We start from the raw sequence: 14,258 nt of genomic DNA on the forward strand, positions 1-14,258 counted from the left end.
CCTTATAACCCGGCCAGATAACGGCAGTATAGAATCATTTGTTTGACTGAGGGTCTGATTTTCTGGTCATTCAGTGGTGTATTGTCATTCTTGGACGGCTTGGAGTTAACCTCCAGCAGCCAGATTCTGCCGGACTGGTCAAGCGCGAGGTCGATGCCCAGTTCCCCGAAATGGGCAGGAATGTAGGTCTCAACCCCTCTTGCGATAGCCAGCGCCGCCCTGGGAAGCTGAATCTGGGTGCTTTCCTTGACGCCGGCCGGGAGACTGCTCTTGGCGATGGCTTCACGGACGGTACTGAGAGTGCCGCCGCGGGCGAGATTGGAGACGAAATGATTGCTTCCGGCGGTCCGGGCCACTATGGAGGTGACGCCCCATTTGCCGGTGCCGTTCTTCTGCACAAGGGCCCGGAAATCGACCGGCCGCCGGCCCAGCTCCATCAGGGACAGACCCTGCTGAATCTGGAAGCGTGTAGTCTTCATCTTGGGACCAATGGAGCTAAAAAGCTTTGCCAGAGTGGGATAGCTTTGCTTGCGTGTACCCATCGGAGTCGTGGACAGCAGCCGGTAGCTGCCGCCCTCTTCCCTGGAGATGCGCAGAATACCTTTGCCGAGGCTTCCGCGTACCGGCTTCAGGAACACGCTGGGGTAACTGCTGCACATCCTTTTCAATATGGCAAAGCCATTCAGGGCATGGGATTCAGGCAAATACCGCTGCAGGGCGGGGTCCTGGGCCAGTGCTTCGAATACCTCTGTCTTGTCTAGGAACTTTTCGTTGAAGAAGTGGGTTCCGTAGCGGGATTTTACATCCGCCAAAAAATGCTGTACGCTAGGTTTATTCTCTACCTTTCGCGTGGTCAGCCGATTGTTGATCACATCGGCAACAGGAAGGCTCAGCTTCCGCCAGCCCTCATCATATACCCAGCCCTGGATCGTAGTGCTGCGTGTTTCCAGCGCTTCCGGGGTGAAGAAATAGACATAGGCGCCTTGTGCGTGGCAGGCATTGGTCAGCTCCCGGCAGAACATTGTGATCTGGCCGAAGACCCGCTCCGGCTGCTCGGGATGGTCCCGGCTGACCAGGACGCCGATGATCGGCCCCAGCCGCAGGATGCGGCTGCCGGAGCTATAGGAGACGTTAAGCATCAGGCGTTGCCTTAAGCCAAGCCGCCGTCCCAGTGCCTCACTTACGCGCAGGCTGTCGGATTTGGGGACCGGAATAACGGTAACCTCCTGCCGGAAAGAACCGAAGGTTAGCTGAATTGTTCCGTTCGCCGGTATTTTGAGCCTCTTCATGGATTTGTCGCCTAGCATTACAGCATTTTCCTGCAGGATGCCCGAGTGAACCGTTTGGACTGGGATCTTAAGCTTAGACATCGTGGATCTCCTTCCGGTAGGCAAGCATGATGCCGGCAATATGAATCTTGAGGGTTACATATCATTCATCATATGGAGACATCTGACCCTTGGTGATTGACCTATTCCTGAAAAAGCCGTGCCGGGCGGATTAAATATCGCTCGCGGCAGCGAAGCAGGCGGGTGTCCCCAGTCCCAGGGCGTGAGCACAGAAGGAAGCAGGCGTGCCTGAGAGGAATTGCGCGGCTCCGAAATTTGGGCGCGGATTGCCCCGGAGACGGCCGGGTGGCCGGGCATAGGCCCGGCTGAAGGGGTTGGAGCTTCCGGAATGGAACAGAGACGAACATAACTTGGAGGAGGAAATAGAATGAACGTTATTGATAAAGCGCATGAATTGGCGAGGGCCATTAAGGACAGCAGTGAGGTATCGGATATTACCAGCGCGATGAAGGTTATCGAAGCAGACCCGGAGAGCAAGGCTATGCTCGACAACTTCCGTCAGAGCCAGATAGAGCTGCAGCAGCGGATGATGAGCGGAGATATGCCTCCGCAGGACGAAATGGAGAAGATGGAGAAGCTATTTGAGGTGCTTAACCTCAATCTGGGCATTCGCCGTCTGTTCGACGCCGAGCGCCGGCTCAGTGTTGTCATTGAAGATGTGAACAAAATCATCACGGACAGCCTGTCCCAAATGTACGGCGGACAATAGGAAGCGGGAGACGGGATGCTCTCGGACACGGCAAAAGGGTGATTTCAAGGCCAATTGGCTCTGAAATCACCCTTTTCTGTGCGCTTTTGTGAATGATACCTATGAAGTGTGCTAATCCTGCTTCCCTTCAATCACACAGAGCAGAACGGCAGCGGCAATTCCCATGCGCCGGTCCAGCACACCCTGGCGGTCCTCGGAGAAGTCGGCGATGATCTTGGTGACGAACGGGTTGAAGTTCTGGCGGTAGGCCGGAATCACGAGGTTGCCGATCTCCACATTATATTGCTGCGGGATCAGCGTGATAAAGCGCCGCAGCAGGGCCGAGAATAAGCTGCCCTCCTTAATGAAGCCGAGCTCGTTATCCCGCGTGTCGAGAATGGCCCATTCATCCTTGACGATGGATTTCAGGCCCTTGCGGCGGAGTGCGCCCAGAGATTCCCCGGTCTCTGAATCGTATACATCATAGGTAGCGCTGAAGTCGATCATATTGCGGGCTTTGATGCGCAGCAGCTCCTTGTCCATCGTCTCATCGGTATAGAGCGCGATGTCCTCTTTCAGCTTGAAGGCCTTCATTTGCGAGAACAGCAGCAGCTCCTCCGAGTTGTTATAGATGTGTACTTTGGCTCCCACCACAGAGAATACTTTTTTACGGATTATGTATTCGGATTGGTTCCAAATGCTATTCAAGGTAAATCCCTCCTCTTTCTGCCTCTATCATCTCACACCCTTGGCCTACAGGCTAGACCATAAACGGACTTGGACGAAGGCGAAATAAGTCTGCCGGAAAAATTACTGTGCTTGTCTCATAATTCAGGCCGCAGGTTCATAGAGTAGAGATATAGATTCAATCCCATCATCTTTTAGAGCGAAGGAGCGGTCCTGCAATGAGAAAAAAAAGTAAATTCAAACACTCCGTGTATCTGCTGGTAGCCCTGGCCATGCTGTTATACGCGCTGCCGAAGCTGTCTTTTCAGAATGGCCCCGGCTGGGTACTGGGCTTCGGCATTGTCTGGTGTATCTTCGCGTTCATGGTGATTGCCTCTCATCTGCATTTCATTATCGGAGTGGATGAAGAGAAGCAGAAGCGCCTGGATGCCGTCCGCAAGGCTAAGCTTGCGCAGTGGCAGGGCAAATGGAATGAAGAGGGCCGGGTGTCGCAGAGATCCTAGAATTTGTATACTGTCATCCATTCTACAAGCACCCTCTGTCTGGCCATTGAGCCGGACAGGGGGTTAGCTGCGTGGGCCGCTGTAAGTCAGGAATAAGCTGATGTGTGTTATATATATTCCCGGCTGTATTCATTGATGCATTTCCCGGGCAGGTTCATTCGGATGGCGTTCATCCGGGGTGGATAATGGCTTGTCATAGAGCTGTCATATCTTTGAAAAGATACAGATGAACCTGCTGTACTCCGGTGTTGCCAGCATGTATAATGGGTACAGAATAGTACAGATCGGGGTATGGGGGTGTAACAGTTGGAAGGTCAGGGCGATAACATCACAAAGCACGAACAACTGCTGCAGCACATTGAAAGCCTGAAGGTTGGAACCAAGATATCCGTCCGCAAGCTGGCCAAGGAAATGGGCGTCAGCGAAGGTACGGCTTACCGAGCAGTGAAGGAAGCGGAGAACCTCGGGATCGTCATCACCAAGGAGCGGATCGGCACAGTCCGCGTGGAGAAGAAGCCGCGCAATATTTCCGATCAGCTTACCTTCGGGGATGTCGTGGATATCGTTGAGGGGCATGTGCTCGGCGGAGCCGAAGGCCTGAACAAGCATCTTCATAAATATGTAATCGGCGCGATGAAGGTCGATGCCATGATCCGTTATATCGACGCGGACAGCCTGCTGATCGTGGGTAACCGCGATGATGTGCACTCACTTGCGCTGGAGCAGGGGGCAGGGGTGCTTGTGACGGGGGGCTTCGGCACAAGCCGGGAGGTTAAGGCGCTGGCGGACGAGCTGGACCTGCCGGTTATCTCCTCCAGGCATGATACGTTTACTGTGGCTTCGATGATTAACCGGGCGATATTTGACCGGCTGATTAAGAAGAAGATTATGCTGGTCGAGGATATCGTTGAGGGCAAGCCGCGGCTCAATACACTCAAGATCTCCAGCACGGCCGGAGAACTGCGTGAATTATCACTGGCAAGCGGCGAGCAGCGGTTCCCGGTAACAGATGAGTGGAACCGGGTCATCGGAATCGTGGGCCGGCGCGATGTGGAGGAGCTTAGCGAAGGCCAGAGCATCGAGAAAGCGATGGTCCGCAGTCCGGTCACCGCGGCACTCCAGACCTCGCTGGCTTCGGCGGCGCAGATTATGATGTGGGAAGGGATTGACTTTCTGCCGATTGTGGACCGCAACCGCAAGCTGGTGGGGTCGGTAACCCGGAGAGAGGTGCTGCAGAGCCTGCGCGATGCCAGCAATCAGCCGCAGCTTGGAGAGACCTTTGATCATCTGATCTGGAACGGCTTCGCGGATGAGCGGGATGAGGAGGGCAGGCTGTTCTTCCACGGCTTCATTACCCCGCAGATGGCCACCGACCTTGGGACGATCTCGGAAGGGATCTTGTCCACGCTGATGACCCTGGCCGCTTTCAAAGCTGCGAAGGATATTACCGGGAACGACTATGTGCTGGACAACATGTCCACCTATTTCATCCGTCCGGTGCAGATTGAGCATTCCATCATCGTCATGCCGAAGCTGCTGGAGATCAGCCGCCGTACCTGTAAGCTGGAGATTGAGATCAGCTATATGGACACCATTGTGGCGAAGGCCGTGCTGATGCTCCAGTCTATTGACCACGGGTAGCTGGGGAGTCTGCGCACAGTAAGTGGCAAGTGCAACTCCTATCTCCTATCTATAACTGATTATCGTTGAACAGAAATTGAAGAGTTTCAGCCAAAAATAGACCAGACTCTCCTGGAGACCGGGAGGAGTAACTGGTCTATTTGCGTCTATTTGCGTCCATTTTGCGTTCGGCGGCAGGCTGCAGGTCTAAGGGCCGGGGGCCAGCGCCGCTGTGGAACACCCGTAGTTGGCTTAAGAGTATTTAGTAAACAAAACAGCAAGTGGAAAAAGAGCATCTGTTGGTTCTGAATTCACCGGTTTTGGAACAGCAAGTGGAAAAAGGACATCTAATTCGCCTCCATCTGCCCCAGGCCGGTGAAATGGACGCAAGTAAATGCCTTTTTTCCAACTACTTCCTTGAAATGAACGGTTGGGCCGAATTTAAGTGTACAATTTCCACTTCTCATAGATGCTCTCAGAGAGCGGGGCAGGGAAATCTCAGCTTCCGCTCCGAATCCGGCTGTAGTAGCTGTAGCTGCGCAGTCCCGAGAAGATATTGAAGATACCCAGCAGCAGAAAAGCTGCTTCAATCACAACATTAAGCGTCGAGCCGCGGAAAATGAACATCGACATCAGGGAGAGCGTGACCAGCATTCCCCCCAGCAGCATATTCATGACCGAGCGCTTGCTTCCTTTTACAAGCGGGTCGGCGGCCCGGCGCGAAGCGATGCTGTAGACGGCGGCGCACACCATGAAGATCACGAGCAGAGCAAACAGCAGATACTTAATGAGCATAACCATGAACAGCAGCCCCTTTGCGGAAGACCGGCCAGCGGTGATTCAGCCGATATTCTGTATTCTGTGATTTGTCCACTATTGTATCATGATTCCTGGCTCAGCTGCGCTTATACGGGCTGATTTCCACCCAAATCTGCAGCACTCCCTCCATTACCAGCATCGTGCGGATTTTGACGGTGTATTCCTTCTCGCGGACCAGATAGATTTTGCTGTCCAGCAGCAGGCGCGCCAGCTTCCCGTCGGAGTCGATATCGAACATGCTGCGTCCGCGCATCGGCTCCAGATCGCCCGCCAGCTTGCTGAGGACTTCCTTGGCGGTTACAGGGTCCAGTGCAGCCGTGCCCTCCTTAACCTTGCTGTCCTCGCTGCGCACCTTAATCTCCCGGATGACGGTGGAGGTCTTATTGTATTTTTTGAGTGTGAGAATGTCATTCCGGTACTGTTCAATTTCCAGCCGCAGATCCTGATTGTTGACCCAGAGCATGTTGTAGCCCATGTGATAAATCGCGTTATACAAGGCGGCTCCCACAATCATCCCGAGGACAAATACAGCAGCAATCTGCGAGAAACGGCGGTAGCGGTCAAACGGAGGAAGTCGCATTTATCTGTTCACCCCTTGAACTATAGGCAGTATGGAATGGCTGGTGTAACAGTTCTACTTGCCGCATACCCACTTGACCAGCTCGCTGCCCATATGAGCGCCCAGGAAGGCGAACACCAGATAGAGAATCTGCTTGATCGCCGGGGAGAGATTGCCTCCCAGCATGTTGCTCTCAATGACGCGCATCGGATCGATCGTTCCGCCTACGGCGGCGGCCAGCGCCCAGATTTTGATCCGGTCGGCAATTTCCAGCATGGTGTTTGTTGGAGGCTGCAGAGAGACTGCCGCACCGATCCCGCCCAGCATCGCTCCGCCCAATACAATCCCGAAGGCGATGAAGAAATCGAGGACGGCTTTGCTTAAGAATATATTCATGACAAGCTCCTTCCTTGGATCAGGCGATAGCGTGTCGCTGCCTGTCCAGATGCTCTTAATCCATTCTATGGGCGGCTCCCCCTCTAATATGATAAAATAGTTTCATCTTATGTTTTGATTTGGAGCTGAAGGGAAGTGGGGAATATGAGCCCATTCGTGCATTTGCATGTGCACAGCGAATACAGTTTACTGGACGGGGCGGCGCGCATTACGGATCTCGTGCGCCGGGCCGGCGAATACGGCATGAAATCGCTGGCGCTGACGGATCATGGTGTGATGTACGGGGCCATCCCTTTCTATAAAGCCTGCCGGGAGCAGGGCATCAAGCCGATTATCGGCTGTGAAGCCTATTTGACCGCAGGCTCCCGCCGTGAGCGGGGAAGCCGCAAGGATCAGCCGATCTACCATCTGATTCTGCTGGTGAAGAATATGACCGGCTACAGGAACCTGATGAAGCTGATCTCCATCGGCCATCTGGAGGGCCAGCATTACAAGCCGCGGATCGACATGGAGGCGCTGGCAGCACACGCTGAAGGCATTATCTGCCTCAGCGCCTGTCTGGGAGGAGAGGTGCCGCAGCATCTGCTGCACGGGCGGGAGGACGAAGCGCGCAAGGCGGCGCTGCGGTATAAGGAGATTTTTGGCGGAGACTTCTATCTGGAGCTGCAGGATCACGGGATGCCGGAGCAGAAGCGGGTGAATCCGAAGCTGATCGCGCTGGCTGCCGAGTGCGGGATTCCGCTGGTGGCCACCAATGATGTCCACTATATGGACAAGGAGGATGCCGAGGTTCAGGATGTGCTGATCTGCATCGGCACAGGCAAGTCTGTGGACGATGAGGACCGTCTGAAGATCGGCACGGATCAGCTGTTCTTCAAAAGCGGCGAGCAGATGGCTTCGCTGTTTCCGCATGTGCCGCAGGCGATAGAGAACACGCAGCGGATTGCCGAAGCGTGTAATCTGGAGCTGACCTTCGGCCAGCATATTCTCCCGGAATATTCGCCGCTGCCGGAAGGGCTGGATGCCGCCGCTTATTTGCGTGAGCTGTGCCGCAGCGGGCTGGAGCAGCGCTACGCGGACACGCCGCTCTGGGAGTCACCGGAGCAGAAGGAGACCGCTGAGAAGCGGCTTGACTATGAGCTGGGGGTCATCGAGAGCATGGGGTTCAGCGATTACTTCCTGATTGTCTGGGATTTCATCGCTTTTTGCCACCGTAATGGCATTGTTACCGGTCCGGGCCGTGGATCCTCGGCAGGGAGTCTTACCGCTTACACGCTGAAGATTACCGATGTAGACCCGCTGAAATATAACCTGCTGTTCGAACGTTTCCTTAATCCCGAGCGGATTACGATGCCCGATATTGATATTGACTTCAGCGACGAACGCCGCGATGAGGTCATTGCTTATGTGGTTGATAAGTACGGCAAGGAGCATGTGGCCCAGATCATCACCTTCGGAACGATGGCGGCAAGAGCTGCGGTCCGGGATGTGGGCCGGGCGCTGAATCTGCCCTATAACGAGGTGGACAAAGCGGCGAAGCTGATTCCGGGCCAGCTCGGCATCAGTATTACCCGGGCGCTGGAGAGTACACCTGAGCTGAAGGCGCTGTATGAGAGTAATCCGAAGACCAGAGGCCTGCTTGACATGGCGATGAAGGTGGAGGGGATGCCGCGACATGCTTCTACACATGCTGCCGGTGTGATCATCTCCAAGGGCCCGCTGACCGATGCCGTTCCGCTTCAGGCGGGCAATGAGAGCACGGCACTGACCCAGTATTCCATGGAGCATCTGGAGAGCGTCGGGCTGCTTAAGATGGACTTCCTGGGACTGCGGACTTTGTCGATTATTGAACGCTGCATGAACTGGGTGAAGGAGATGACCGGCAGTGTTCCGGACTTCCGCTTCATCCCGGATCATGATCCGCTGACGTATGAAATGCTGGGGGCGGGTGAGACCACCGGCGTGTTCCAGCTGGAATCAGCGGGTGTCCGGCGGGTGCTGAAGGATCTGAAGCCAAGCGGATTCGAGGATATTGTCTCGGTGGTCGCTCTGTACCGTCCGGGCCCGATGGAATTCATTCCGAAGTTCATCGGGGGCAAGCACGGGGAATTCGAGGTGGTCTATCCTCACGCGGATCTGAAGCCGATTCTGGCTGATACGTACGGGATTATCGTCTATCAGGAGCAGATCATGCAGATTGCTTCCCTGATGGCCGGATTCTCGCTGGGCGAAGCGGACCTGCTGCGCCGTGCGGTATCCAAGAAGAAACGGGAGACGCTCGATCAGGAGCGCAGCCATTTCGTGGAGGGCAGTCTGAAGCAGGGCTATCAGGAGGCAGATGCCCATGCGGTCTATGACATGATTGTGCGGTTCGCCAACTACGGCTTCCCGCGCGCTCACGCTGCCGCCTATGGGGTCCTCGCTTTCCAGACCGCGTATCTTAAGGCGCATTATCCGGTGCAGTTCATGGCCGCTATGCTTACCGCCGTGATGGGTAACCACCGCAAGGTGGCGGAGTACGTACTGGAATGCCGCCGCTCCGGGATTGGCGTGCTGCCGCCTGATGTCAACGAGAGTGGTGTGCTGTTCACGCCGGTGCCGGACCAGGGGAGCGGGCATATCCGCTTCGGGCTGGGAGCGGTCAAGAATGTGGGGACGCAGGCTGTAGAGAATATTATAACCATCCGCAAGGAGCGGCCGTTCGACAGCCTGCTCGATTTCTGCCGCCGGGTCGACTTACGCGTCTGCAACAAGCGCGTGATCGAATCGCTGCTGCAGGCCGGGGCCTTCGACGGGCTGCCCGGACACCGGGCCCAGCTGCTGGCCATGCTGGATGAGACCGTGGATGCTGCGGTGAAATGGCGCAAGGAGCGCGATGAGCTGCAGATCCAGCTGTTCGATGATCTGATTGAGACGCCGAACTGGGAGATCCGTTACCCGGATATCCCGAAGTTCAGCGGGACTCAGCAGCTTGAATTGGAGCGCGAGCTGCTGGGCCTCTATCTCTCCGGCCATCCGCTGGATGACAGTGCGGCGCTGCTCGAGGAGCCGGGGATGCAGAAGCTGATGGATCTTGGCGAAGCGGCGGACGAGAGTATGACGGTGACCGCCGGTATGGTCGTATCGCTGAAGGAGATTACGACAAAAGCCGGCAAGGCGATGGCCTTTGTCGAATGGGAAGATCAGATCGAGCGCTGCGAGGTTGTCCTCTTCCCGGAGGTGTGGAAACGCAGCCGCGCCCTGATCGAGAAGGGCGCGCTGCTGGCCCTGCGCGCCAAGGTGCAGCAGGAGGATGAGGGCTTCAAGCTGCTGGCCGAGGAGGTGGCGCCGCTCACCTCGGACAGCGTGCGCGCGCTGCTGCAGCGCCGCAGCGCCGGGGGCCGGCCCGCCTACGGCGCGGGCCGCAGTTCCCCCGCAGGAGCGCCTGCGGCCGCTCCTGCAGCCCGTGCGGGCGCCGGTGGCCCCGGCGCCCGGCCCGGCGGTGCAGCTGGCGCCGCCGCTGCACCGGGCACGCGCACACCGGCGGCACAGCCGCCCGGTGCGCGAGCTGACGCGGCCGCTGCGCAGGCCGCGCCTGGGGCCCCGGCCGCGTCAGCCGCGCGGCCGGACAGCCCTGCCCCGCTGCGCGCGGGGCAGCCGGCTTCTGCTGAGCGCGCAGCAAGCTCAGCGGAGAGCACCGGGCGTGTCTTCATCAAGATCACGCCGGGCGCCGAGCTGAAGGGTCTGCTGCCGCGCCTTCAGGCGCTGCTGCAGACCCACCCGGGACCCGCAGCCACGCTGCTGTTCTACGAGCGCAACCAGAAGGTGCTGGCGCTCAGCGACAGCTACCGGATCGAGCCTTCAGAGGAGCTGTTCGCAGCCATCGAAGGTATGCTGGGAGCCGGGACCGTCCGGATCAAGTAGGAGCGGAGCTGCTGTGCGCTAAGGGTATGTATTCCTTGTGAAGCAGCGGGACGGGACTACGTATCGACTTCAGGTATCCGCTTTAGCATGCTGTGACCGCAGCCGGAGGACTGATTCGTGTAATGTACTTAAGACGACAAGCTAATAAGTTGCGGATCAATCGCTGTGGGAGCTTACACGTGATTCGCTGGGGGCAGTGCGGAGACTTCTTGGCAAGCAAGGCAGCCAGGCAAGCCCGGCAGACATGAATGTTGTACATTTTGCAGCTTTGATCCATAGATCACCGGGTGGACGGAGAAGTGTTGCATGAATTGCATGTATTCCTCCAATAAGCCGCTTGGAAGAGCCAGAATGCTGCCTTTTGTGCAACAATTGTAGACTTGCCCCGATTCATTGAGGGAAATGTTGCATGCTTGGCAGGATTCTGAGAAGTTATCAAGCTTAAACCTATTTTCTTAGATTTAAAGTTAGCACATCTCCGCCCTTTTCCGCATACATTAGGGAACCAATAGAGTGAACTTGGGAATCTGCCAGTCAACCTTCTTAAGTTCAGTTTATATAGCGGGACATGGTCCCGTGCGGAAAGGGGAGGAACAGGATGTCCTATCAAATGGCAGAGAATCTGCTGGAGCGCCGGGGAGTGTCGCTTGCTTCTATTGCGGAGATCGTCTATACTCTGCAATCGGTCTATTACCCGGATCTGACTGAGGATGAGTGCCTGACCAGCGTCAAGTCGGTGCTGAACAAAAGAGAGGTGCAGTACACGCTGATGACAGGGATTGCGCTGGATGAGCTGGCGGAGAAGAAGCTGCTGCCCCAGCCGCTTCAGGCCGTTATGGAAGCGGATGAATCGCTCTACGGGGCGGACGAGACTCTGGCCCTGGGCATCACGAGCGTGTACGGAATGATCGGCCTGACCGGTTTTGGCTATCTGGATAAAATAAAGCTTGGAATTATCGGCAAATTGAATGATGATAAGGAAAGCATTCATGTCTTTCTGGATGATCTTGTGTCCGGAATAGCGGCTGCAGCTTCAGCCCGAATCGCCCACCGGCATGAGGGTGCGAAGGTATATCCGCATGTTACGGGGACGGAATAACCGCTCTTCCGGCATTCGCTCTGTACGGCCTTCCGGTCATGCCTCCTTCCTGCCAGGCTTGCTTGCGGGAAAAAAGAAAACTGTGTTATCATAATTTCATTATATTCAGGATACGGCTGGATTCGAGATTAGGGAGGCCTTGCAGGGCATGTGGACGGTAATCTATATAGCGCCGACCGCCAAAGTGGCGGAGATGATCCAGAGGAAGCTTACGGAAGAAGGATTTCTGATCAAATGCCGTCCAATCAATATGTCCAAGCAGCAGTTTGAGATTCTGGTTCCTTCGGGAGAGCTTGAAGAAGTGCAGGAGGTCCTGAATCTGATTCTGCATCCATGAGAGTACAACTTTAGAGAGATAAGAGTATTCATGACAGCGGCAAGCTGCTATTTACGCAAATAAACGGCTGAAGAGGTGCGACCCTTGTTCAAAGATTTATTTCAGAAAAAACGGAAGTACGCGATCATTCCTTCAGAACGTCTGGAGCGAAGCGGCGGACCGGCGGAAGGCGAGCGCCCCAAACGTGAGATTCCCGAGGGCCTCATGAACAAATGCAACAAATGCGGAACGATCCAGTACAGCAAGGAACTGGAGAAGAACTTGAAAATATGCCCGTCTTGCGGCTATCATATGCGCCTGAATGCATCGGAACGGATTGCGATGACGCTGGACCCGGAAGGGTTCATTGAATTCGACAGCGAGATGGCTTCCGTTGATCCGCTGAAATTCCCCGGCTATGCCTCCAAGCTGGAACAGCAGCAGTCCAAAACTGGACAGGTTGAAGCCGTCATCACCGGCCAGGGAAGCATCGGCGGACATCCGGTTATTGTTGCCGTGATGAACTTTGAGTTCTTCACCGGCAGCATGGGGTCCGTAGTTGGCGAGAAGATTACAAGAGCGGTTGAAGAAGCTACGGAACGAAGACTTCCGATGCTGATATTCTCCACATCCGGCGGAGCCAGAATGCAGGAGAGCATTCTCAGTCTGATGCAGATGGCGAAGACAAGTGCAGCGCTGGCCCGGTTCAGTGAAGCGGGCGGCCTGTATATTTCCATAATTACTGATCCGACCACAGGCGGGGTATCGGCGAGTTTCGCCAGCCTGGGTGATATTATTATTGCCGAGCCGGGAGCGGTATTCGGCTTTGCGGGACGGATTGTCATTGAGCAGACGATCCGCCAGAAGCTGCCCGAGGATTTCCAGACGGCAGAATTCAATCTGCAGCACGGACAGCTGGATCTGGTCGTGCACCGTAAGGAAATGCGCTCCACGTTGACCAAGCTGCTGGAGCTGCATGATGTGAAAGGGGGATTTTAGGTTGGCAGGAGAGATGCCTTTTGAAATGCCTCTGGTAGAAATGCGCAAAAAAATCGCCGAATTGAAGCAGTTCGGCGAAGAGAAGGGCATAGATTTCAGCGATGAGGTAGCCCGGCTTGAGGAACGCTACAGCGAGCTGGAGAATGAAATCTATTCCAATATATCCCCGGCCCAGAAGATGCATCTGGCCCGTCATCATGTGCGCCCGACCTCGCTGGATCTGATCGGGCTTATCTTCACGGATTTCATAGAGCTGCATGGCGACCGCCTGTACGGTGATGATCTGGCTGTAGTCGGCGGGATTGCCAAGCTGAACGGCCGTCCGGTCACGGTCATCGGACAACAGCGCGGCAAAGATACGAAAGAGAACATTCTGCGCTTCTTCGGCAGTGCGCACCCGGAAGGCTTCCGCAAGTCACTGCGCCTGATGAAGCAGGCGGAGAAGTTCGGCCGTCCGATTATAACCTTTGTTGATACCAAAGGCGCTTATCCCGGCAATACCGCAGAGGAACGCGGACAATCGGAGGCGATCGCCCGCAACCTGTTCGAGATGTCGCAGCTTGCCGTACCGGTTATCTGTGTGATTATAGGCGAGGGCGGCAGCGGCGGAGCCTTGGCGATGGCCGTAGGCAACCGGGTCCTGATGCTGGAGAATGCGATTTATTCTGCGATCTCTCCCAATGGCGCGGCGTCTATTCTCTGGAAGGATGCCACCAAGGCGGAGCAGGCAGCGGAGGCCATGAAGATTACGGCGACGGATCTGCTGGAGATGCAAGTGATCGAGGAGATTATTGCTGAACCCAGAGGCGGCGCGCACCGTAATTATGAATCGACAGCGGAGGCGGTTAAGGATGCGCTCTGGCGTCACCTGGAGGAGATCTCCGTCATGGATGCAGCAGAGCTTAAGGAAGACCGTTACCTGAAATTCCGCAAGATCGGCGAGTTTTCCGAGTCGGTACTGGAGCAGGATTCCGATCAGGAAGAAGTGCAGATTGTAGAATGAACGCTAGCCTAACCTCAGGGTAAGGACTGCTTAGACGATACCGCTGGTTTGCACTTTTCGACATATCCCAGCTTATTCCAGTCCATAAGTGGAACAGGACCTATTATACATTTTTTCCCACTCTAATCATCCTGTGCTTCTTGCGGGATGATTTTTGTTTTAAGGGCAATCCTAATATTATTCGACTTTAATTTACAGCAAAAACAGGCACTAACATTGATTTTGTCTTCAACTTGCAGTAATATTCATAAGGGCGCAACAAAACGTGCATGTCTTTACATGTGATAAAGTTCCTATACAGAGAGCGAACCTTATAG

The 14,258-nt window shown here is 55.4% G+C and carries 13 protein-coding genes; 8 read left to right on the plus strand and 5 right to left on the minus strand.

From position 1 onward, the window contains the following. Nucleotides 1–2: 2 nt before the first annotated feature. On the minus strand, nucleotides 3–1,370 hold the full coding sequence (locus KDC22_RS09915) for a YheC/YheD family endospore coat-associated protein (RefSeq protein ID WP_211722903.1): 1,368 nt from the start codon (nucleotides 1,368–1,370) through the stop codon (nucleotides 3–5). Nucleotides 1,371–1,716: 346 nt separating this feature from the next. Between KDC22_RS09915 and KDC22_RS09920 the strand changes: the two genes are divergently transcribed. Then, nucleotides 1,717–2,058: a YlbF/YmcA family competence regulator gene (locus KDC22_RS09920; RefSeq protein ID WP_173141200.1), complete on the plus strand. Its 342-nt coding sequence runs from the start codon at nucleotides 1,717–1,719 to the stop codon at nucleotides 2,056–2,058. A gap of 111 nt (nucleotides 2,059–2,169) precedes the next feature. Here KDC22_RS09920 and KDC22_RS09925 read toward each other — a convergent pair whose 3' ends face one another. Then, nucleotides 2,170–2,745, minus strand: a complete 576-nt coding sequence (locus KDC22_RS09925) for an LURP-one-related family protein (protein WP_211722904.1) — start codon at nucleotides 2,743–2,745, stop codon at nucleotides 2,170–2,172. A 197-nt stretch (nucleotides 2,746–2,942) separates the two neighbouring features. Between KDC22_RS09925 and KDC22_RS09930 the strand changes: the two genes are divergently transcribed. Further along, a complete protein-coding gene (locus tag KDC22_RS09930) occupies nucleotides 2,943–3,227 on the plus strand; it encodes a hypothetical protein (protein ID WP_211722905.1) in 285 nt (94 codons plus the stop codon). Between the two features lie 306 nt (nucleotides 3,228–3,533). Continuing rightward, the gene (locus KDC22_RS09935; RefSeq protein ID WP_173141206.1) at nucleotides 3,534–4,868 is read left to right on the plus strand and encodes a DRTGG domain-containing protein; all 1,335 of its coding nucleotides are present in this window, start codon (nucleotides 3,534–3,536) and stop codon (nucleotides 4,866–4,868) included. A 477-nt stretch (nucleotides 4,869–5,345) separates the two neighbouring features. Here KDC22_RS09935 and KDC22_RS09940 read toward each other — a convergent pair whose 3' ends face one another. The 3 genes from KDC22_RS09940 to KDC22_RS09950 form a co-directional block, all read right to left on the minus strand. Then, entirely contained in the window at nucleotides 5,346–5,648 is a 303-nt protein-coding gene (locus KDC22_RS09940) for a YtpI family protein (RefSeq protein ID WP_211722906.1), read from the minus strand. Between the two features lie 94 nt (nucleotides 5,649–5,742). Next, nucleotides 5,743–6,246 carry a sporulation membrane protein YtrI gene (locus tag KDC22_RS09945; protein ID WP_173141210.1) on the minus strand — a complete coding sequence of 168 codons (504 nt, stop codon included), beginning with the start codon at nucleotides 6,244–6,246 and terminating at the stop codon, nucleotides 5,743–5,745. Between the two features lie 54 nt (nucleotides 6,247–6,300). Next, nucleotides 6,301–6,621 carry a YtrH family sporulation protein gene (locus KDC22_RS09950; protein WP_211722907.1) on the minus strand — a complete coding sequence of 107 codons (321 nt, stop codon included), beginning with the start codon at nucleotides 6,619–6,621 and terminating at the stop codon, nucleotides 6,301–6,303. Between the two features lie 144 nt (nucleotides 6,622–6,765). Here KDC22_RS09950 and KDC22_RS09955 point away from each other — a divergent pair, with 144 nt between their 5' ends. The 5 genes from KDC22_RS09955 to KDC22_RS09975 all read left to right on the plus strand — a co-directional run bounded on the left by KDC22_RS09955 (nucleotide 6,766) and on the right by KDC22_RS09975 (nucleotide 13,941). Further along, the gene (locus tag KDC22_RS09955) at nucleotides 6,766–10,524 is read left to right on the plus strand and encodes a DNA polymerase III subunit alpha (protein WP_211722908.1); all 3,759 of its coding nucleotides are present in this window, start codon (nucleotides 6,766–6,768) and stop codon (nucleotides 10,522–10,524) included. Between the two features lie 598 nt (nucleotides 10,525–11,122). Beyond that, a complete protein-coding gene (locus tag KDC22_RS09960) occupies nucleotides 11,123–11,623 on the plus strand; it encodes a phosphatidylglycerophosphatase A family protein (RefSeq protein WP_173140393.1) in 501 nt (166 codons plus the stop codon). Between the two features lie 148 nt (nucleotides 11,624–11,771). Then, the gene (locus tag KDC22_RS09965; protein WP_036700684.1) at nucleotides 11,772–11,960 is read left to right on the plus strand and encodes a hypothetical protein; all 189 of its coding nucleotides are present in this window, start codon (nucleotides 11,772–11,774) and stop codon (nucleotides 11,958–11,960) included. Nucleotides 11,961–12,044: 84 nt separating this feature from the next. After that, nucleotides 12,045–12,938, plus strand: a complete 894-nt coding sequence (gene accD / locus KDC22_RS09970) for an acetyl-CoA carboxylase, carboxyltransferase subunit beta (RefSeq protein ID WP_173140391.1) — start codon at nucleotides 12,045–12,047, stop codon at nucleotides 12,936–12,938. A gap of 1 nt (nucleotide 12,939) precedes the next feature. Continuing rightward, nucleotides 12,940–13,941, plus strand: a complete 1,002-nt coding sequence (locus tag KDC22_RS09975) for an acetyl-CoA carboxylase carboxyltransferase subunit alpha (protein ID WP_173140389.1) — start codon at nucleotides 12,940–12,942, stop codon at nucleotides 13,939–13,941. Nucleotides 13,942–14,258: the final 317 nt, after the last annotated feature.

It is taken from the genome of Paenibacillus tritici (genome assembly GCF_018207515.1).
Lineage (GTDB): Bacteria > Bacillota > Bacilli > Paenibacillales > Paenibacillaceae > Paenibacillus_AQ > Paenibacillus_AQ tritici.

Coding starts and splice junctions, on each gene's coding strand:
- KDC22_RS09915 (WP_211722903.1), bottom strand. CDS start 1,370: ATGTCTAAGCTTAAGATCCCAGTCCAAACGGTTCACTCGGGCATCCTG.
- KDC22_RS09930 (WP_211722905.1), top strand. CDS start 2,943: ATGAGAAAAAAAAGTAAATTCAAACACTCCGTGTATCTGCTGGTAGCC.
- KDC22_RS09945 (WP_173141210.1), bottom strand. CDS start 6,246: ATGCGACTTCCTCCGTTTGACCGCTACCGCCGTTTCTCGCAGATTGCT.
- KDC22_RS09960 (WP_173140393.1), top strand. CDS start 11,123: ATGTCCTATCAAATGGCAGAGAATCTGCTGGAGCGCCGGGGAGTGTCG.
- KDC22_RS09950 (WP_211722907.1), bottom strand. CDS start 6,621: ATGAATATATTCTTAAGCAAAGCCGTCCTCGATTTCTTCATCGCCTTC.
- KDC22_RS09955 (WP_211722908.1), top strand. CDS start 6,766: ATGAGCCCATTCGTGCATTTGCATGTGCACAGCGAATACAGTTTACTG.
- KDC22_RS09920 (WP_173141200.1), top strand. CDS start 1,717: ATGAACGTTATTGATAAAGCGCATGAATTGGCGAGGGCCATTAAGGAC.
- KDC22_RS09965 (WP_036700684.1), top strand. CDS start 11,772: ATGTGGACGGTAATCTATATAGCGCCGACCGCCAAAGTGGCGGAGATG.
- KDC22_RS09940 (WP_211722906.1), bottom strand. CDS start 5,648: ATGGTTATGCTCATTAAGTATCTGCTGTTTGCTCTGCTCGTGATCTTC.